We start from the raw sequence: 19,549 nt of genomic DNA on the forward strand, positions 1-19,549 counted from the left end.
AGGGTGGGCGTCGTTCGAACCGACTACGGCTCCAGCCGGTTGGGGTCGCGCGGGAACATGATCGCCTCCTTGATGTTGTCGAGGTCGGCGACCTTCTGGACGAGGCGGTCGATACCGAGCCCGTAGCCGCCGTGGGGGGGCGTGCCGTAGCTCAGCGCCTCGATGTAGAACTCGAAGTTCGCGGTCTCGACGCCCTCCGCCTCCATGACCTCCACCATGCGCTCGACGTCGTGTTCGCGCTGGCCGCCCGAGGAGAGCTCTTGGCCCTTGTAGATGAGGTCGAACTTCCGGGAGGCGATCTCGTCGTCCGGCACGTCCTGCATGTAGTAGAACTTCTCGTCGGGGTAGCCGACGACGAAGAACGCCGGATGCCCCTGCTCCTCGAAGTGCTCGCCGAGCAGCTTCTCGCCCTTCGTGTCGAGGTCCGTCGGGTCGTCGGGGAAGTGGCCGAACTCGGTTTCGAGGATGTCGAGCGCCTCGTCGAAGGTGATCCGCGGGAAGTCGTCCTCGGGGACCTCCAGGTCCACGTCGAGAAGGTCGAGTTCGCGCTCGGCGTTCTCGGCGACCTCGCGGAGCGCGTAGCGCAGCGACTCCTCTTGGACGTCCATCACGTCGTCGTGGTCGTCGATGTAGGCCAGCTCCACGTCGAACATCGCGATCTCGGAGACGTGGCGAGAGGTGGCGAAGTCCTCGGCGCGGAACGCGGTCCCCGTCTCGTAGACGGCCTCGTAGCCCGAGGCCATCAGCATCTGCTTGTACAGCTGGGGGCTCTGCGAGAGGAACGCGTCCTGGTTGTAGTAGAGGATCGGGAACAGCTCGGCGCCGCCCTCAGCGCCGCCCTTCGAGATCAGCGGCGTCTTGATGTCGACGTACCCCTCGGCTTCGAACCACTCCTCCATCGCGGTGATCAGCTCGGAGCGCAGAGTGAACACCGCCAGCGTCTCCGGCTTCCGGAGGTCGAGCGCGCGGTTGTCGAGCCGGGTCGAGAGGTCGACTTCGATGTCCTTCGAGATCTCCAGCGGGAGCGGGGACTCCGCCTCGTCGATGACCTCGTACTCGGTCGGCGCGATCTCGACGCCCCCGGGCGCCTGATCGCTCTCCAGCGGTTCGCCGACGACGCGGACAACGTCCTCGGCGCCGACGTCCTGAACGGCCTCGAACAGCTCCGGCTCGCGCTCCTCTTTGAAGACGATCTGGATGAGCCCCTCGCGGTCCCGCACGATGAGGAACACGAGGCCCCCCAGGTCGCGGATCTCGTGGACGTGGCCGGCGATGGCGACCTCGTCCGCGTCCGGTTCGACGTCCGACGTGTGAATTCGCTCGATCATGGCGGTGGCTGCTTACGCGCAACTGGTCGGGCGGCCGGCATAGGCCTGTCGTCTCGGGGGCGACTGAACGGGTCGCCCGCGGCCGCTCCGGCGGATTATCGGCGGCTTCCGGACCGAATTAGCCATGTCATGAGGTAGCATAACTAACATAATTTTAATACGAAACCGGTACTGGGGTTGGACGACGGCGCATTCAGCGCCTCGGAGACCGACCATGACCCGTTCCACCCTCCCGACGCTCGTGCGGTCCGTGAGCGTCGCGTCCCTCGGGTGGATCGGGGTCGGGTATTCGGCTCCGAACTCACGGTCCGTCCGCCCGACCGCGTGACGCGCGTCGGCTGGGGAGGTTTCCCCGCGGGACGGACCACACCCGTTCTCTCCAGCCGCCGCGTTCGTCGCGCGGGTCGAACCGGACGACCGTTGCCCTCGCGAGCGCTGCCGCCGGCGACCTCGCCGCCGGCGCGTTCGAGGCCGCGGACCGGTCGCGTTCCGGGTTGCGACCCCGGGCGGCCGACCGACCGCACCGCGTTCGACTCGCGGCGGGGGCGTATGGCGGCAGCCATCCACACGCCGTCGGTCGAGGCCACGGTGACCGTCCGCGTCTCGCAGGCGGCCACCGGCGACCTCGTCGCCGGCGCACGAGCACAGATCGAGCGAATCGACGGCCTCCGCGTCGAGGAGATCGAGATCGCCGGCCTCCGTCCCGGCCTCAACGACACCACGGTCGAGGCGGTCGCCACCCTCGCGGTCGGCGAGGAGGCGGGCCTCAACGAGGACGCCGAGGAGTTCGTCGTCGATCGCGTCCGCGAGCGCCTCGCCGACGGCTTCGGCGTCGACCCCGAGCGCGTCGAGCGGGTCGACCCCCCCGACTGACGGGGGTGCCGGGGCGTCACCTCCCGGCCTATTCTCGCGGGAGCTGCTCCCGCACCTCGGCTTCGACGCGGCGAAGCACCTCGCGGATCGGGAGGCCGGTCGCCTCCGCGACCGCGGCCGCGTCGTCGTACTCCCCGCTGACGTCGTACACCTCCCCGTCGGTCGTCGAGGCGACCTTCACGTCGACCTCGTGGTCCTCGCCGTCGACCCGGAGCGTCGCCGTCTCGAACGCGCGGTCGGCGATCCAGCGGTGGCTCGCGCCGGACTGGCGCACCCCGAGCGTCCCCGTCTCGCGGGCGAGGCGCTCGGCGACGGCCTCGGCGTCCGCCGGCTTACAGATCACCTTCACGAGGTGTCCCGGGCGCGACTTCTTCATCGCCGTCGGGACGATCGTCACGTCCCGCGCCCCGGCCCGCGAGAGCGTCTCCTGAAGCCCGCCGAGCACCTCCGGCGCGGCGTCGTCGAGGTTCGTCTCCAGGACGGCGATGTCGTCGTGTGCGAGCCGTCCGTCGACGGGCTGCCCGGCTCGGGCTCGGTCATCGTCGCGTTTCTCGCGGTCGCCGTCAGGTCCGGGTTCTCTCCCGTCGCCGACGAGCGCGCGGAGGACGTTCGGGTGGCGCTCGAAGTCGGCGTCGCCCGCGCCGTAGCCCGCGCGTTCGACCGCGAGGTCCGGGACCGCGTCGAAGCCGTCGGCGACCGCTCCCAGTATCGCCGCGCCGGTCGGCGTGAGCAGTTCGCGGTCGATCGGCCCGCCGGCGATCCGGAACCCGGCCCGGCTCGCGATCTCGGTCGTCGCCGGGGCCGGGACGGGGTACGTCCCGTGGCTCATCTCGACCGTCCCCCCGCCGGCTGCGACCGGCGTCGTGACGACTCGCTCGGGACCGAGGTCGGCGAGCAGCAGCGCGGCGCCGACCACGTCGGCGATCGCGTCGTCCGCGCCCACCTCGTGGAAGTGCGTCTCGTCGAGGTCGGTGCCGTGGACCGACGCCTCGGCGCGGCCGAGCAGCTCGAAGGCGTCGAGCGCGGTCGACTCGACGGCCGGCGGAAGGCCCATCGACTCGACCAGATCGACCACTTCGCGGTAGCTCCGGTGGACGCCGGCCCCCTCGGCCGGTTCGTCAGATCCGGAGGTGCTCGGATCGTTGTCGTGGTCGTGGCCGTGGTCGTGGCTGTGGTCGTGGCCGTGGTCGTGGTCTCCGTCGGTCTCGACCGTCCTGTCATCGACGAGGACATCGACCGTCGTCGCGCGGATCCCGTTCTTCTCGACCTCGCCGACGGCGTACCGGACCGGAAGCGCGTCGCTCACGGGGGCGAGCGCGTCGGGGTCCGCCCCGGCGGCGATCAGCGCGGCGCAGATCATGTCGCCGGCGGCCCCGGTCCGACCGTCGAAGACGAGCGTTCGCATGCTGGTTCCGACGCGACTGCCGGACAAATACCTCCGGATTCGATCGCGGGCGGGCGGCGAGCGTCGGGCGAGTTACACCCCCTGGCCGGCCGCGAACAGGTACAGTTCGCCGATCACCAGCAGCGCCACCACCGCGAGCGGGACGGCCAGAATCCCGGCGACGCCGAGCGCGTACAGCGCCGCCCCGACGAGCGCGCCGGCGACGAGGAAGGCGAGCCGAGCGAGGAGGGACCGCATTGGGCCGGAGAGGGAGTCGAACACGGCCGAAAGTCACCTCGAACGGGCAAAAAACGTCCGTTGCGGCCGCCGCAGATCCACGGCGAAAACGCACGCTTACGACGAGGTTTTAAGAACGGACGCCTAACCGTGCCATATGATAACACAACCTGCCGCGGCCGCCGACAGATCGGTGCGGAGCGGCGGCACGGGCAACAGGCTTATTCCCGGACCGGGTCCAGATACGACCATCCCCCGCGAGGAACTATGAACGAAGTCCAACTCGAAGTGGCGAAGGCGTACCCGAACGACTCGGGGCGCGGCATCGCCCGACTCGACCCCGATACCCTGTTACATCTGAAGCTCTCGCCCGGCGACATCATCGAGATCGAGGGCGCGGAGACCACCGCGGCGAAGGTCTGGCGCGCCGACCGCCAGGACTGGAACACCGACACCGTCAGGGTGGACGGGTTCACCCGCCAGAACGCGGACGTCGGCATCGGCGAGCGCGTCACCATCCGGAAGGCGGAGGCCGAGAAGGCCGACAAGCTCGTCTTGGCCCCGCCCGAGGAGGCGTCCGTCCAGTTCGGCTCCGACGCCGCCGGCATGGTGAAACGCCAGATCCTCAAGCGGCCGGTCGTCGAGCGCGACATCGTCCCCGTGATGTCGTCGACGAACCACCCGTTCATGCGGTCGCCCGGGCAGGCGATCCCGCTGATCGCAGTCGAGACGGAGCCCGATGGCGTCTGTCTCATCACGGAGGACACCGAGGTCGAGCTGCGCGAGGAGCCGATCTCCGGGTTCGAGAAGACCGGGGGCGGAATTACGTACGAGGACATCGGCGGGCTCCAGTCGGAGATCCAGCGCGTCCGCGAGATGGTCGAGCTGCCGATGAAACACCCGCAGATCTTCTCGAAACTCGGGATCGAGCCGCCGCAGGGCGTCCTGCTCCACGGCCCGCCCGGCACCGGGAAGACGCTGCTCGCGAAGGCGGTCGCCAACGAGACTTCGGCGTCGTTCTTCTCGATCGCCGGCCCCGAGATCATCTCGAAGTACTACGGCGAGTCCGAACAACAGCTCAGGGAGATATTCGAGGACGCGAAGGAGGAGTCGCCCTCGATCATCTTCATCGACGAGCTCGACTCGATCGCGCCGAAACGGGAGGACGTCACCGGCGAGGTCGAGCGCCGCGTCGTCGCGCAGCTGCTGACGATGATGGACGGGCTGGAGACCCGCGGGCAGGTGATCGTCATCGGCGCGACGAACCGTGTCGACAGCGTCGACCCCGCGCTCCGCCGCCCCGGGCGCTTCGACCGCGAGATCGAGATCGGCGTCCCGGACGAGGTCGGCCGCAAGGAGATCCTCCAGATCCACACCCGCGGGATGCCGCTCTCGGACGACGTGAGCCTCGACCACCTCGCCGACGAGACGCACGGCTTCGTCGGCGCCGACATCGAGAGCCTCACGAAGGAGGCCGCGATGAAAGCGCTCCGGCGCTACCTCCCCGAGATCGACTTAGACGAAGAGGAGGTGCCGCCGAGCCTCATCGACCGGATGATCGTCAAGCGCGACGACTTCTCGGGCGCGCTGAACGAGGTGGAGCCGTCGGCGATGCGAGAGGTGCTCGTCGAGCTCCCGAAGATATCTTGGGACAACGTCGGCGGACTCGAAGAGGCCAAACAGCAGGTCCAGGAGTCGGTCGAGTGGCCGCTCACCTCTCCCGAGAAGTTCGACCGGATGGGCGTCGACGCGCCGAAGGGCGTGCTGCTGTACGGCCCGCCCGGGACGGGGAAGACCCTGATGGCGAAGGCGGTCGCCAACGAGACGAACGCGAACTTCATCTCGGTGCGGGGGCCGCAGCTGCTCTCGAAGTGGGTCGGCGAGTCTGAGAAGGCGATCCGGCAGACCTTCCGGAAGGCCCGGCAGGTGAGCCCGACGATCATCTTCTTCGACGAGCTCGACAGCCTCGCGCCCTCGCGCGGCCAGGAGATGGGGAACAACGTCTCCGAGCGCGTCGTCAATCAGCTCCTGACGGAGCTCGACGGCCTCGAAGACATGGGCGACGTGATGGTGATCGGCGCCACGAACCGCCCGGACATGATCGACCCCGCGCTGCTCCGCTCCGGCCGGTTCGACCGGCTCGTGATGATCGGCCAGCCCGATCAGGAGGGCCGCGAGCAGATCCTCGACATCCACACCGAGAACACGCCGCTCGCGCCCGACGTGAGCCTGCGTGAGGTCGCCGAGATCACTGACGGCTACGTCGGCTCCGACCTGGAGGGGATCGCCCGCGAGGCCGCCATCGAGGCCCTGCGCGACGACGACGACGCCGAGGAGGTCGAGATGAAGCACTTCCGGCGCGCCATGGAGTCGGTGCGGCCGACGATAAACGACGACATCCTCGCGTACTACGAGGACGTCAGAGAGCAGTTCAAGGGCGGCGGCGGCGAGTCGCTGCGCGACACCGGCGGTCGGATCGGGTTCCAGTAACGCGGCCGGCGGTCGATCTCCTGCGGGGACGTTTTGAGTGTCGCGCGCGTAGCGATGCTCATGTCCGACGACGTGACCGTCGACGTGGAGGTCGAGGTGGAGGTCGACCGGGACGAACTGGAGATCGAGCGCGACGACGCCGAGTCGATCGAGGCGACCTACGAGGCGAACGGGATCGAGATCGAGGTCGAAGCGGAGGTGGAGACGGACGGCGGAGACGGCGAGTCCGCCGAAGAGGAGGACGAATCCGCCGAGAGCGGCGGAGAATCCGGCTACGAGGACTCCGAGTAGCGGGCGTCGAGTCGCCGCCGCTCCCCCCGGCGCACCGACCCGTTCCGCTCCTTTTAACCTCGCCAGCGACCAAAGAGAGCTATGTCCAAGCCCCGCGTCCCCGGCGGCGACGAGAACGCGCTGGAGCTACCCTGCGGGGAGACGATCGGCGTCGGCGAACTGGACCTCGGGATGCGCGAGTACGAGTGCGACTGCGGCGAGACCCACGCAGTCGTGATGGACGTCCATCCCCCGGAGCGGTTCCTCCCCGACTTCTTGGTCGAGGTGCTCCGGGAGGCGATCGAAACGACCAGCGAGGAGATGCCGGAGTTCGACACGCCGCACCTCCTCGGCGTCGTCTTGGAGGAGTTCCCCGAGGCGGTCGTCGCGCACGACGCCAGCGAGAACGCCGACGTGGGGTACGCGATGGTGTGGGTGACCGAGTTCGACTCCCGCCGGCTCCACGAGGTCGTCGTCGAACTGGTGGTCGAGCTGATGGAGCACGCCGTGAGCCACGCCGACGACGACGAGGCGCTGTCGGCGTTCGAACGAGAGATGGTCGAGTTCGACGTGAGCGAGTTCGTCGAGCAGTACCGCGCGGAGCGCGACCTCGAAGCCGAAGACCCCTACGCCTGAGCGTCGGACCCACCGCGGTGACGACCGCGAGAATCGCTCAGCCCCCGGAACGCGGCCGCTTCGATGCCTGCGTCTGACAGTCGTCCGACTCCTGTCTCACTGAACCCTATATGTTCGGAGACCCTACGTAAGACGTATGAGCGCCGGCGAATACGACCGGTACGACCGAATTCGCGGCGTGCTCGCCGAGGCCGACGAGCCGCTGACCGCCCGGGAGATCCTCGCGCTCGTCGAGGAGTGCGACGAGTGCGAGGCGATCGACAGCCCGCACAGGGTCGCCACCGTGTTAGGGCGACGGGCCGAGCGCGGCGAGGTCGAGGTCATCGCGGGCCAACCGTACCGGTACCGGCTGGAGACCTGAGGGGCGGCCGGAGGCCCGGAAGGCAACTGTCTGCGGCCGGGCGTGCGATCGTTCGGCTGAGCCCGCGAGCGTGCTACGGCGTCACGATGAGATCGAACCGATAGACGCCGTCACGGTACTCGACGACGACGTTCCGGAAGTCGACGCGCTCCTCGTAGCTGTCGATCGGTTCGAGGTCCTCGGCGATACCGAGCGCGCCGAGGGCCTCGCTGAGTTCGTCCGAGGGCGGCGCACCCTCCTCGTAGCGGCGGGGCTCCTCGGCGATCGCACCGTCAAAGACCCCTTGAGCGGCCTGCGAGAGCCCGGCGTCGGTGAGATTGCGCTCGACGATGGCGTCGCGCGCGTACGCGATAAAATCGGCCCGCGAGTCGCTGACCTCGCCGATCGCGTACGTCCACTCCGGGACTTCGACGGTCCGGCGCTCCGTCACGGCCCGGAAGTACTCGTCCTCGTACTCGACGAACTCGAACGGGGGCGAGGGGACGAGGGCGCTCGCATCGGCGTCGAACCCGTGATGGAACTCGACGGTCTGTAGCTCGTCGAACTCCGGGTCCCCGAGGAAGCCGTCGTTGCCCGCGTACACGGCGTCGAGCGCCGCGTCGAGCACGCGCTCGTCCTGGTCGGAGAGGTCGAAGGGCGGTTCCGCGACCGCCGCGCCGTCGGGCGGCGTCTCGTCGACCCGGTCGACCGCGAAGTGCCAGCGCTCGCGTTCGAGGACGCGCTCGTCGGTGATCCGGACCTCGTAGAAGGTCTCGTCCCGGCGGAGGAACGTCGGCCGCGGGCGCGTCTCGGTCCCCCACTCGTCTCGACCGACCAGCGGCCACTGTCTAACGGTCACCGTCCCGGTCTCGAACAGCGCGGAGAGGGACGCGGTCTTGGCTTCGGTCGTGAAGTCGACGCGGGTGGTGGCGTCGATGACCGTGGGATCGGGCCACAGGTAGGGGGGTCCGATCGACGAGAGGTCCAGTTCGTCCCCGATGAGGGCGTACGAGTCGAGGCTGCCGGGGCTCAGGCACCCGGCCGTCGCGGCGGTCGCGCCGGCGGTGCCGAGCAGTTGGAGGGCACGGCGGCGGGAACAGGGCATGTCGTCCGGGAGTTCCCGACATCTCGGTAAATTCCTTGCGATGGGCGGCTCAGGCCGTTACGCCGGCGGTGACGCGTCGTACGAGCCGGGCGTCGTGACTCGGTTCCTGACGGCGGTGTCGGCTATCGTGAGATGTCGTAACACTCACCGTGATACGGAATAGCTTGCGAAAATCGCAAATCTACTGCGAGATTCGTACTCTACCGCCGACCTTATTACGATGACCGTATTCCGTCCGCGTAATGAGCGAAGACCGGACGATTCTCCTTATCGGCAGCGGACCGATCCAGATCGGACAGGCGGCCGAGTTCGACTACTCCGGCGCACAGGCGTGCCGCGCCCTACAGGAGGAGGGCGCCCGCGTCGTCCTAGTGAACTCGAACCCCGCGACGATCATGACCGACCCCGAGACGGCCGACCGGGTGTACATCGAGCCGATCACGCCCGAGGCGATCGCGGAGGTCATCCGGATCGAGGAGCCGGACGGCGTCATCGCCGGGCTCGGCGGGCAGACGGGGCTCAACGTCACCGCCGAGCTCGCCGAGGAGGGCATTCTGGAAGAACACGACGTCGAGGTGATGGGGACGCCGCTCGACACCATCTACGCGACGGAGGACCGCGACCTGTTCCGCCGGCGGATGGAGGACCTCGGCCAGCCGGTCCCCAAGTCGACGACCATCTCCTTAGACGAGGGCGAGTCGGTCACCGACTTCGACGAGGCGGCGTTCCGGGGGCGCGTCCAGGAGGCTGTCGACGCGGTCGGCGGCCTCCCGGTCATCGCCCGGACCACCTACACCCTCGGCGGCTCCGGCTCCGGGGTCGTCGACGAGTTCGAGGAGCTCGTCGAGCGCGTCCGCAAGGGGCTCCGCCTCTCGCGCAACAGCGAGGTCCTCGTCACCGAGTCCATCTCGGGGTGGGTCGAGTTGGAGTACGAGGTGATGCGGGACGCCGACGACTCCTGTATCATCATCTGTAACATGGAGAACATCGACCCGATGGGGATCCACACCGGCGAGTCGACGGTGGTCACCCCCTCGCAGGTCATCCCCGACGACGGCCACCAGGAGATGCGCGACGCGGCGCTCGAAGTGATCCGCGACCTCGGCATTCAGGGCGGCTGTAACATCCAGTTCGCGTGGCACGACGACGGCACCCCGGGCGGCGAGTACCGCGTCGTCGAGGTGAACCCGCGCGTCTCGCGGTCCTCCGCGCTCGCGTCCAAGGCGACGGGCTACCCGATCGCCCGCGTCACTGCGAAGGTCGCGCTCGGAAAGCGGCTCCACGAGATCGACAACGAGATCACCGGCGAGACGACCGCCGCCTTCGAGCCCGCCATCGACTACGTGGTGACGAAGGTGCCGCGCTGGCCGATCGACAAGTTCGACGACGTGGACTTCGAGCTCGGCACGGCGATGAAGTCCACCGGCGAGGCGATGTCGATCGGGCGGACGTTCGAGGAGAGCATGGTGAAGGCGCTGCGCTCCTCCGAGTACGACCCCGCCGTCGACTTCGAGACGGTGAGCGACGACGAGCTAGAGTCGGAGTACCTCGAACGTCCGAGCCCGGACCGCCCGTACGCGATGTTCGAGGCGTTCGACCGCGGCTACGACGTCGACGACGTGATCGACCTCACCGGCATCCACCGCTGGTACGTCGAGCGCTTCGAGCGCATCGCCGCCGGGACCGCGGCGGCCGCCGAGGGCGACTTCACCGAGGCCGCGATGGTCGGCCGCACCGACGCGGAGATCGCGGCGACCGCCGCCGCCGCCGGCGTCGACGCCGACGTGGGGCAGGTCGAGAGCGCGGTGCCGGACCGGACTTACAAGCAGGTCGACACCTGCGCGGGCGAGTTCGAGGCTTCGACGCCGTACTACTACTCCGCGCGGCTGCCGGAGTTCCTCCGGGGCGCCGACACCGCGGGCGCGGCGAACGAGGTCCGCGTCGACCCCGACGTGGAGAGCGTCGTGGTCGTCGGCGGCGGCCCGATCCGCATCGGACAGGGCGTGGAGTTCGACTACTGCGCGGTCCACGCGGTGCGCGCGCTCCGCGAGCTCGGCATCGACGCGCACGTGATCAACAACAACCCCGAGACGGTGTCCACGGACTACGACACCTCCGACGGGCTGTTCTTCGAGCCCATCTCCGCCGAGGAGGTCGCCGACGTGATCGAGACGACCGGCGCCGACGGCGTGATGGTCCAGTTCGGCGGGCAGACCTCGGTGAACGTGGGCGAACCCCTTCAGGCGGAGATCGAGCGCCGCGGGCTCGACTGCGAGATCCTGGGGACGAGCGTCGAGGCGATGGACTTAGCGGAGGACCGCGACCGGTTCAACGTCCTGATGGACGAACTGGGCGTCGCCCAGCCCGAGGGCGGCACCGCGACGAGCGAGGCGGAGGCGCTCGAACTGGCCCACGGGATCGGCTACCCGGTCCTCGTTCGCCCCTCCTACGTGCTGGGCGGGCGCGCGATGCGCGTCGTCGAGGACGACGCGGAGTTAGAGGAGTACATCGAGGAGGCGGTCCGCGTCTCCCCCGACAAGCCGATCCTCGTCGACCAGTTCCTCGACGACGCGGTCGAGCTGGACGTCGACGCGGTCGCGGACGGCGAGGACGTGCTCCTCGGCGGCGTGATGGAACACGTCGAGAGCGCCGGCGTCCACTCGGGCGACTCCGCGTGCATGATCCCGCCGCGCTCGCTCGGCGACGAGACGCTGGGCCGGGTCCGCGAGGTCACCGAGGATATCGCCCGCGCGCTCGACACGGTCGGACTGCTCAACGTCCAACTCGCGGTGACGGGGGTCGACGACCCCGACGCCGAGAGCGAGGTGTACGTGCTGGAGGCGAACCCGCGCTCCTCGCGGACCGTCCCGTTCGTCTCGAAGGCGACGGGCGTCCCCATCGCCAAGCTCGCGGCGAAGGTGATGACCGACGACCTGACGCTCGCCGACCTCGACGCCGCCGAGCAGATCCCCGAACACCGCAGCGTGAAGGAGGTCGTCCTCCCGTTCGACCGGCTGCCGGGGTCGGACCCGCGGCTCGGCCCCGAGATGAAGTCCACCGGCGAGGTGATGGGCACGGCCACCTCCTTCGGCAAGGCGTACGACAAGGCGCAGGACTCGACCGGGAAGCCGATCCCCGAGTCCGGCACAGCCGTCGTCGACCTCTCGGCCGAGGAGTTCCCGGACCCGGGCACCGAGGCGGGCGAGGCGCTCGTCGACGGGTACGCGGCGCACTTCGAGCTGAGCGAGGCGACGGACCTGATCGAGGCGGCCAAGCGCGGCGAGCTCGACCTCATCGTCTCGCGGCAGCGTGACCTGCTGGAGGTCGCCGTCGAGGAGGAGATCACCTACTTCTCGACGCACGCCTCCGCGAAGGCGGCGCTCGAAGCCCTCGACCGCGCGGGCGACGACCTCGACGTGATGGCGGTCTCCGACCGGCCGAAGCGCGTCGAGCAGTGGGGCCGCGAGTAGTTGGAACGAGCCCGAGTGCGGCCGCTCCCGCTGGCTGTTTATAACGCTTCCAGCGTCGCGCGGTCCACCTCGGTGGCGGGCATCGCCTCGCCGCCGTACTCCGCGACGAAGTCCTCCACGTCGTCCTCGTCGGTGAACGGGACCAAGTCCGGCCCCATCGCGCCGATCACCTCGCTGCGCGCGACGACCGTGAGGGTCGTCTCGCGGGCGAACGCCTCGCTTTCGACGTGCGAGGAAAACATCGTGTCGCCGCCCTCCTCGAACACCTCCTGGTCGACCGCCGAGTAGTCGGTGAGGAAGGTCGCGACCGGCGTCCGTCCCGCGTCCGCCGCGTCGAACCGGTAGGTGTACGTACAGGTGCCGCTACAGAACTGCGCCGGGCGCCCCCCCTCCGGCTCGTCGTCCTCGAAGTGGACCTGCCCGACCGTTCCGGGGTGGTCCGCGACGATCATCCCGCACTGGTCGCAGGCTTGGTCGTCGTCGATCGAGACGGGGGACACGGACTCCGACCCTCCGCCGGCACAGCCGGCGACCGCGGCGGCGCCGCCGGCGGCGAGTCCGGCGAGCAGGCGTCGCCGCGGGATGTTCTCGCGTCGGTCGGGTGCGCTCGTCGGCTGGTTGTTGCTCGTCATAGTTGTATTTGGAATACCGGGCTATTAGCCCCTCTGGACGCGTTCAACGGTTCGTTCGAGGAACGAACCAGACGTTCTAAGTCGCTGCCGATCGAAGCGGACGCGTGGCAGTTTTCGACCCCGCTACCGCCCGGTCGCGTCGCCTCCGGCTCGCGCTCCTCGGGCTCGTCGCGCTCGCCGCGGTCGCGACCGCGGGCGCGTTCGCCGCGGACCCGAGCGAGTCGGTACCCGAGCCGGTGCGGTTCGACGACGCGGTCGAGCTGGGGCTCTCCTCGGAGACGGACGCGCTGATGGCCGGCGACGCGACGCTCCCGCGCGTCCAGGTGTTCTACTCGCAGCTCCAGTACGTCGTCGGGTACAACGGGATCGCCTCGTTTGTCGACTCGCGCCGCGATGGGCGGACGGAGCGCCAGTTCGGCTATCCGCTCGTCGCGTACGTCGAGACGTTCGACCATCGGGACCCGGGCACGACCGAGTCGGGGCTGTTCGCCGCGGGCGGCGCGGGCGGCTGGACGCCCGTCGGAGAAGCGCGGTACGTGGTCGACAGCGACGCGCGGACGCCGGCCGGGCCGGTCGTCGTCCCATTCGCGAGCCGCGACGCCGCGGCGGCGTTCGCCGACGAACACGGCGGCTCCGTCGTCGGCTGGGCGGCGGTCCGAAGTCGGTCGTTCGACATCGACTCCGCGGCGACCGTGCGGGCGCTCGCCCCGGACCGCTGGCGGACGGCGAACGACCGGATCGCCGCGGCGGAGCGGCGCGCGGACCGCCCGGCCTCCGTCGTCGTCGGCGAGGACGCCCCCACGATCGGCGCCGCGGTCGCGGCCGCGCCGCCGAACACGACGGTCCGTGTCCCGCCCGGGACCTACGAGGAGACCGTGACGGTGAACCGGTCCGTGACGATCGCCGGCGCGGGCAGCGGCACCGGCCCCGGAGCGACCCGCGTCGTCGGCGACGGGAACGGGTCCGTGATCACCGTTCACGCGCGCGACGTGGCGGTCACGGGGCTGCGGATCGCGGGCACGGGGAACCGCACCCGCGACCCGGAGGCGGCCCGCGCGTCCCGCGAGAGCGAGGGCGGGACGTGGGACACGAACATCCAGCTCGGCTACGGCTACGGCGACGCCGGGATCAAGGCGGTCGGCGCGCCCGGGCTCGTCGTCGACGACGTCGCCGTCGACACGGAGGCGAGCGGGATCCTGTTGCGCGACGGGTCGCACGCGACCGCGAGCGGACTCCTCGTCGAGGGGACCGACGAGTGGCAGGACGGGTTCATGGGCGTCGCCGGGATGAAGTCGCGCGTCACCGTCACCAACAGCCGGTTCGAGGGCGGACGCGACGGGATCTACCTCCACCGCGCCGACGGCTCGATCGTGCGGAACTCGACGTTCGTCGACAACCGGTACGGGACGCACCTCATGTACACCGGCGACGCGCTGGTCGCGGACAACGCCTTCCGGAACGAGCTGTTCGCCGGAGTCACCGTGATGACGCGGCCGGCCGGCAACGCGATCGTCGGCAACGACGTCCGCAACTCCAGCGCGGGGATCCAGGCGTCCGGCACGCGGACGTACGTCGGGTACAACACGCTGGTCGGGAACGAGCTCGGCTTCTCGACGAGCGCCCGGGGGTCGCTGTACGAACACAACGTCGTCGTCGACAACGAGCTCGGCGCGCGGGCGACGACCGTGGTCCCCTCCAGCCGGGTCGTCGCGAACGACTTCGTCGGCAACGGCGACCACGCCACGGCCGGGGCCGGGGCGCTCCGCGTGTGGGCCGACGGCGACCGCGGGAACTACTGGGACGGCGCGAGCGTCGGCCCGCACGCTCCCGGGAGCCGGGCGTATCGTCCGACTTCGCCCGTGGACGCCGCGCTCCACCGCCACGTGAGCGCGGCCGCGGTGCGCGAGTCGCCCGCGGCGCGGCTGCTCGACGCCCTCCGGGGGACCGTCCCCGGCGCCCGCTCGGGGAGCATCATCGACCCCGCGCCGGCGGCCGCGCCGTACCACCCCGAGCGGGTCGACGCGGTCACCGGTGCGGGCGCCGACGCCGACGGACCGGTCCGAGCGGACTGGCGGGCCGCCGGCGAGCCCGCCGGAAACGCCACGGCGACCGCGGAGGGGTCGGCGTGAGCGAGCCGACGCTCGCGGCCGTCGACGGCGTCACCCGAACCTACGGCGGCGTCCCGGTCCTCGATGGCGTCTCGCTGTCGGTCGAGGCCGGCGTCACCGCCGTCGTCGGCCCCAACGGGTCCGGCAAGTCGACGCTCCTCGGGATCCTCTCGGGTGCCGTCGAGCCCACCGCGGGGAGCGTCCGGTACCCCGAGGGCGGCCCGCGCGCCGGGTCCGAGAAGCGCGTCGGGTACCTGCCGCAGCGGGTGCCGTTCCGCGACGGGTTCACCGCCCGGGAGACGCTCGGGTTCTACGCGGCGCTGGCGGGCGGCGACCCGGACGCGGCGCTGGCCGGCGTCGGGCTGTCCGACGCGGCCGGAAAGCGGGTGGGAGCCCTCTCGGGCGGGATGCGGCGACTGCTCGGGATCGCGCAGGCGACGCTCGGCGACCCGGACGTGGTCGTCCTCGACGAGCCGACGAGCGGGCTCGACCCGGAGATGCGGGAGCGGGCCTTCCGGGCGGCGGCCCGCGCGGGCGACGACGCCGCCGTCGTCGTCAGCTCGCACGACCTCGACCTCGTCGACGCGCACGCGGACGCCGTCGTCGTCCTCCGTCGCGGTCGGGTCGCCGCGGCGGGGGCGCGCGACCGGCTCCTCGACGACCACGGGGTCGACGGCGTCGCCGAGCTGTACCGCGCGGTCGCGGGCGGCGCCGAACCGCCGGCCTCGCCCGCCGAAAGCGAGTTAGCGGACGACGGAGAGGGGGGTCGGGACGACGGCGAGGTCCACGTCACGGGGGTGTCAGAGCGATGAACCGGCGACTTGGCGGGGTCTGGGTCGTCTTCCGCCGTGAACTGGCCACGGTGCGGCGGACGCCCGGGTACGCCGTCCTCGCGGTCGGCCTCCTCGTCGTCCTCGGCGGGCTCGTCGCGGTCGGCGGCGGCGGCGCGACCGGGTTCGTGCCCGCGGTCGTCGACCTCCTCTTACCGACCGAAGTGTTGGTGCCGCTGCTGGCGGTCGTGCTCGGCTACCGCGCGCTGTTCGCCGACGCGGCGAGCGGGGAGCTCGGCGTGATCCGGACGTACCCGGTGAGCGCGGCCGGGTACGTCGTCGGCGTGCTGCTCGCGCGGACGGCCGCGCTCGTCGTCCTCGTCGGCGGGCCGTTCGCGCTCGTCGGCGCGTACGTGTGGCTCACCGCCGCGCCGGACACGGGGATCTTCGCGACGCACTCGGGCGTCGACTCGCCGGTGCTGTTCCTCCGCTTCCTCGCGCTCGTCGTCCCGTTCGGCGCGGCGTACCTATCGCTGTCGGCTGCGGTGTCGACGATCGCGACGACCCGGCGGAGCGCGTTCGCGCTCGGCCTCCTCGCGCTGCTCGCCGGCGTCCTCGGCGGCGACCTCGGGGTGCTCCGGTCGCTGTCGGCCGGGGCGTCGCCGAGCGGGATCGCCGGCTCGCTCGCCCTCTCGCCGAACGGGGCGTTCAGGGGACTCGTCTTCGAGCACGTCATCGGCGTCTCCTTCGCGCCGGAGGGCGGGTTCGTCGACACCGGGCGGGCGGTGGCCTCGCTCGTCGGGTGGACCGTCGTCGGGGGCGTCGCGGCCGTCGCCGCCATCGCGCTCGGTCCCCGCGTCGACGTCGCGGTCGAGCACCTCCGCGCGCGGCTCGACCGATGAGCCGGTCGGTCGAATCGACTTGAAGCAAGCCGGCCGGTCGACTCACTTCGAGGCCGCGTCGTCACCGATCGCCCCGGGCGCGTGGGCGTACACCGCGTAGAGGACGAGCGCGGCGATCAGGAAGTCGAGGCTGTGCGCGAGGAGGTGGTGGACCGGCATCGGCACGACCCCGAGGACGGTCCCGACGCCCACCACCGAGCGGGCCAAGAGCGCGCCGACGGCGAGGGAGATCAGTCGGTACTGCGCTCGGCGGCGGCGGCGGTACGCGGCGAGGCTGACGGCGAAGAGGAGGCTCGTCCCGAGTCCGGCGGCGACCACGACCGCCAGGATCGGGAGCGATCCCTCCACGGACCAGCCGGCGAGCGCCGGCACCTCCCCCGGGATCGACTGCGTCACGGGTCGCCCTTGGGAGGGGACGGATAAGAAGACGTTCCCGTTCGCCGTTCCCAGACGGGGGGACCGCACGAGCGCCTTTTATCCCAGAGGCGGGTAGAACGGACAGTCAGGAATGTCGGACACCAGAGCCCGGATCCGACGCCACGTCCGCGACACGCCCGGCGTCCACTTCAACCGGATCGGTCGCGACCTCGAGATCGCGACCGGGCAGGCGCAGTACCACCTCCGCCGGCTCGTCCGCGACGGCGAGCTCGCGGTCGAGCGGATCGGCGGGCGGGCACACTACTTCGACCCGACGGTCGACCCGTGGGACCGACGGACCCTCGCGTTCCTCCGGCGGGAGACGGCCCGCGAGATCGTCGTCCGCCTCCACGCCGCGGGACCGACGCGGCCGTCGGCGCTCGCGGACGACCTCGACCTCGCGCGGAGCACGGTGTCGTGGCACGTCTCGACGCTCGCCGACCACGGGATCGTCGAGAAGTCCCCCGACCGGCCGATGACAGTCTCGCTCGCCCGGCCGGACCGCACGGCCGCGCTCCTCGACGAGGTGTCGCCGTCGCTCCCCGACCGCATCGTCGACCGCTTCGTCCGCACCGTCGACTCGCTCTTCGACGCCGACGGGTGACGCCGCCGACCGGGTGGCGGCTCCCCCCGGACCGACGCCGCGCGCGAACCGCTCCCGTTCGCCGATCGCACCAGATCGGTTAGCGGTCTCCGGCACCTCCGTCCGATATGGACCTCTCCAGCCTCGGCGCGCTCCGAGCGCTCGTCGCCACCGGCGGCGGCGCGACGTGCGAGCCGACCGGCTCCCTGTACGCGACCGACTCGCTCGGCCTCGGCGTCTTCCTCCTCATCGGGCTGCTCGGCGGAGCCCACTGCCTCGGCATGTGCGGTCCGCTCGTCGGCACCTACGCCGACCGGATGCGGTCCGCGGAGGCCGGCGGACGCGACGGGCGGGACGACCTCACCGTGCGGCAGGTCCGGCAGCACGCGCTGTTCAACCTCGGACGGACCGCGAGCTACGCGACGCTCGGCGGTCTCTTCGGCCTCGCCGGGAGCCTCGCGTTCGTCACGGGGCGGACGGTCACGACCCTCGCAGACGACGTCCACGCGCTCACCGGAATCGCGGTCGGCGGGGTGATCGTCGCCCTCGGCGCGCGCTACGCGCTCCGGCTGGAGTTCGAGTCGCTCCCGATACCGGGGTTCGACCGGGCGGCCGCGGCGGTGAGCGACCGGATCGTCGCCCGCGTCGACGCGTGGGTCGGCGACTGGCGCATCCTCGGGCTGGGGGCGGCACACGGATTCCTGCCGTGCCCGCTGCTGTACCCGGCGTTCCTGTACGCGTTCGTTCAGGGGAGCGCGCTCGGCGGCGCCGTCTCGCTGGGCGTCCTCGGCCTCGGGACGGTTCCGGCGCTCCTGTTGTTCGGGACGGCCTTCCAGTCGATGCGCCTCGAGACCCGGCTCCGGTTCCACCGCGTCCTCGGCGTCGCGTTCGTCGCGCTCGGCTACCTCCCGCTCCAGCACGGGCTCGCGACGCTCGGCGTCCCGCTGCCGCATCCGCCGATCCCGTACTACACGCCGTTTTGAGGGATCGACAGCGCCCCGGGCGCCCGCGCACCCAATATCCCAATTCCCACCCGCCGCGGCCGCCCGTTCGTCGATCGCACCAGACGCGTTATGCGCCGCTCGGCCCTTCACACGGGTATGAATCGCCGCACGCTGCTCGCCGGGGCCGGAACGGTCGCGTCCGGCTCCCTCGCGGGCTGTACGTCGCGTCTGTTCGGCGGGACGCCGGACGGCGTCGTGCTCGACCCGCAGGAAGACCAGATCGCGGACAGCGAGGACCTCGCGTACCCCGCGTACGGCCAGCCGCTGCCGTCGTTCGAGCTGTCGGCCCCGCTCGCGGAGAAGACGTTCGACAGCGACGCGCTCGACCGGACCGCGCTCGTGACGGGCGTGTTCACCTTCTGCCCCGCGGAGTGTTCGATCCTGCTCCGACAGTGGGCTCGGATTCAGGGCCGCGTCGCGGACGCGGGGCTGACGGAGGACGTGTACTTCCTCCCGATCACGTTCGATCCCGAACGCGACGACGCGGCCGCGCTCCGCGAGAACGCCGCGTCGGTCGGCGCCGACCTCGACGCGGGCAACTGGCTGTACCTCCGGCCCGAGACGCCGGCCCGCGCGAAGACGGTGGTCGAGGACCGACTGGGGATCGCCTTCGAGCGGACGACCGAGAGCGAGCGCCTCCCCGGGTACGACTTCACGCACATGGTGGTGACGTTCCTCGTCAACCCCGACGGGATCGTCGAGCGCGCCTACCGCGGCGAGCGGGTCGACCGGGACCGCGTCGTCGCGGACATCGAGCGGGTTGCGTCGGCGTTCGCCGACGAGTGACGCGGCGACCGGGGCTGACGGATCGGCGCTGCGGGTCACCGGGAGTCGCCCGATCGGAGGGGAACGCACAAGCCCGCGCCGCTCGTTCGGCCCGGCATGAACGTCGATATTCTGGTGTACGACGGGTTCGACGAACTGGACGGTATCGGCCCGTACGAGGTGTTCGACTACGCGCTCGGCTACGCCGCCGAGGAGGACGACGGGACGACAGGGG

Annotated in this window: 18 protein-coding genes and 1 pseudogene; 13 read left to right on the forward strand and 6 right to left on the reverse strand. The window is 70.8% G+C overall.

Annotation, left to right across the window (positions count from 1 at the left end):
- Positions 1 to 23: 23 nt before the first annotated feature.
- Positions 24 to 1,328, reverse strand: a complete 1,305-nt coding sequence (aspS, locus tag Z052_RS10655; protein WP_089308792.1) for an aspartate--tRNA(Asn) ligase — start codon at positions 1,326 to 1,328, stop codon at positions 24 to 26.
- Positions 1,329 to 1,877: 549 nt separating this feature from the next.
- Here aspS and Z052_RS10660 point away from each other — a divergent pair.
- Positions 1,878 to 2,201 (forward strand): hypothetical protein, encoded by a 324-nt coding sequence (locus tag Z052_RS10660; RefSeq protein ID WP_086216685.1) that lies wholly within the window; start codon positions 1,878 to 1,880, stop codon positions 2,199 to 2,201.
- A 28-nt stretch (positions 2,202 to 2,229) separates the two neighbouring features.
- Here the strand turns inward: Z052_RS10660 and larC are convergent, their stop codons facing one another.
- Together larC and Z052_RS10670 are read right to left on the reverse strand one after the other, a co-directional pair.
- Positions 2,230 to 3,606: a nickel pincer cofactor biosynthesis protein LarC gene (larC, locus tag Z052_RS10665; protein WP_094520493.1), complete on the reverse strand. Its 1,377-nt coding sequence runs from the start codon at positions 3,604 to 3,606 to the stop codon at positions 2,230 to 2,232.
- 72 nt (positions 3,607 to 3,678) lie between these two features.
- The gene (locus Z052_RS10670; protein ID WP_049932599.1) at positions 3,679 to 3,867 is read right to left on the reverse strand and encodes a hypothetical protein; all 189 of its coding nucleotides are present in this window, start codon (positions 3,865 to 3,867) and stop codon (positions 3,679 to 3,681) included.
- 222 nt (positions 3,868 to 4,089) lie between these two features.
- Between Z052_RS10670 and Z052_RS10675 the strand changes: the two genes are divergently transcribed.
- The 4 genes from Z052_RS10675 to Z052_RS10690 all read left to right on the forward strand — a co-directional run bounded on the left by Z052_RS10675 (position 4,090) and on the right by Z052_RS10690 (position 7,579).
- Positions 4,090 to 6,312 carry a CDC48 family AAA ATPase gene (locus Z052_RS10675; protein ID WP_049932597.1) on the forward strand — a complete coding sequence of 741 codons (2,223 nt, stop codon included), beginning with the start codon at positions 4,090 to 4,092 and terminating at the stop codon, positions 6,310 to 6,312.
- Between the two features lie 60 nt (positions 6,313 to 6,372).
- Positions 6,373 to 6,603: a hypothetical protein gene (locus Z052_RS10680; protein WP_049932596.1), complete on the forward strand. Its 231-nt coding sequence runs from the start codon at positions 6,373 to 6,375 to the stop codon at positions 6,601 to 6,603.
- A gap of 81 nt (positions 6,604 to 6,684) precedes the next feature.
- The gene (locus tag Z052_RS10685; protein WP_094520492.1) at positions 6,685 to 7,218 is read left to right on the forward strand and encodes a DUF5815 family protein; all 534 of its coding nucleotides are present in this window, start codon (positions 6,685 to 6,687) and stop codon (positions 7,216 to 7,218) included.
- Positions 7,219 to 7,354: 136 nt separating this feature from the next.
- Complete coding sequence (locus tag Z052_RS10690; RefSeq protein ID WP_049932592.1) at positions 7,355 to 7,579, forward strand: hypothetical protein; 225 nt, start codon at positions 7,355 to 7,357, stop codon at positions 7,577 to 7,579.
- Positions 7,580 to 7,652: 73 nt separating this feature from the next.
- Here Z052_RS10690 and Z052_RS10695 read toward each other — a convergent pair whose 3' ends face one another.
- Entirely contained in the window at positions 7,653 to 8,663 is a 1,011-nt protein-coding gene (locus Z052_RS10695) for a hypothetical protein (RefSeq protein ID WP_094520491.1), read from the reverse strand.
- Between the two features lie 242 nt (positions 8,664 to 8,905).
- Between Z052_RS10695 and carB the strand changes: the two genes are divergently transcribed.
- Positions 8,906 to 12,133 carry a carbamoyl-phosphate synthase large subunit gene (carB, locus tag Z052_RS10700; protein WP_094520490.1) on the forward strand — a complete coding sequence of 1,076 codons (3,228 nt, stop codon included), beginning with the start codon at positions 8,906 to 8,908 and terminating at the stop codon, positions 12,131 to 12,133.
- Between the two features lie 38 nt (positions 12,134 to 12,171).
- On the opposite strand, the gene Z052_RS10705 is transcribed toward carB, so the two are convergent.
- Positions 12,172 to 12,765 (reverse strand): nitrous oxide reductase accessory protein NosL, encoded by a 594-nt coding sequence (locus Z052_RS10705; RefSeq protein ID WP_094520489.1) that lies wholly within the window; start codon positions 12,763 to 12,765, stop codon positions 12,172 to 12,174.
- A gap of 104 nt (positions 12,766 to 12,869) precedes the next feature.
- On the opposite strand from Z052_RS10705, the gene Z052_RS10710 reads away from it, so the two are divergent.
- From Z052_RS10710 to Z052_RS10720, 3 genes are read left to right on the forward strand one after another with little or no spacing between them, the layout of a single operon-like run.
- Entirely contained in the window at positions 12,870 to 14,894 is a 2,025-nt protein-coding gene (locus Z052_RS10710) for a NosD domain-containing protein (protein WP_094580616.1), read from the forward strand.
- Positions 14,891 to 15,685 carry an ABC transporter ATP-binding protein gene (locus Z052_RS10715; RefSeq protein ID WP_094520488.1) on the forward strand — a complete coding sequence of 265 codons (795 nt, stop codon included), beginning with the start codon at positions 14,891 to 14,893 and terminating at the stop codon, positions 15,683 to 15,685. Before Z052_RS10710 ends, Z052_RS10715 begins: the two co-directional genes overlap by 4 nt.
- Positions 15,682 to 16,545, forward strand: a complete 864-nt coding sequence (locus Z052_RS10720; protein WP_094495328.1) for an ABC transporter permease subunit — start codon at positions 15,682 to 15,684, stop codon at positions 16,543 to 16,545. Before Z052_RS10715 ends, Z052_RS10720 begins: the two co-directional genes overlap by 4 nt.
- A 42-nt stretch (positions 16,546 to 16,587) precedes the next feature.
- On the opposite strand, the gene Z052_RS10725 is transcribed toward Z052_RS10720, so the two are convergent.
- The gene (locus Z052_RS10725) at positions 16,588 to 16,941 is read right to left on the reverse strand and encodes a hypothetical protein (protein WP_086216664.1); all 354 of its coding nucleotides are present in this window, start codon (positions 16,939 to 16,941) and stop codon (positions 16,588 to 16,590) included.
- A gap of 112 nt (positions 16,942 to 17,053) precedes the next feature.
- Between Z052_RS10725 and Z052_RS10730 the strand changes: the two genes are divergently transcribed.
- The 4 genes and pseudogenes from Z052_RS10730 to Z052_RS20975 all read left to right on the forward strand — a co-directional run.
- Positions 17,054 to 17,566 carry a helix-turn-helix domain-containing protein gene (locus Z052_RS10730; protein ID WP_094520487.1) on the forward strand — a complete coding sequence of 171 codons (513 nt, stop codon included), beginning with the start codon at positions 17,054 to 17,056 and terminating at the stop codon, positions 17,564 to 17,566.
- A 107-nt stretch (positions 17,567 to 17,673) separates the two neighbouring features.
- Positions 17,674 to 18,528 (forward strand): sulfite exporter TauE/SafE family protein, encoded by an 855-nt coding sequence (locus tag Z052_RS10735; protein ID WP_089308781.1) that lies wholly within the window; start codon positions 17,674 to 17,676, stop codon positions 18,526 to 18,528.
- 117 nt (positions 18,529 to 18,645) lie between these two features.
- The gene (locus tag Z052_RS10740; RefSeq protein ID WP_049932567.1) at positions 18,646 to 19,335 is read left to right on the forward strand and encodes an SCO family protein; all 690 of its coding nucleotides are present in this window, start codon (positions 18,646 to 18,648) and stop codon (positions 19,333 to 19,335) included.
- A 96-nt stretch (positions 19,336 to 19,431) separates the two neighbouring features.
- Positions 19,432 to 19,549: pseudogene (locus Z052_RS20975) on the forward strand (DJ-1/PfpI family protein); the annotation flags it as partial.

The organism is Halorubrum sp. C191, from assembly GCF_002727095.1.
Lineage (GTDB): Archaea > Halobacteriota > Halobacteria > Halobacteriales > Haloferacaceae > Halorubrum > Halorubrum ezzemoulense.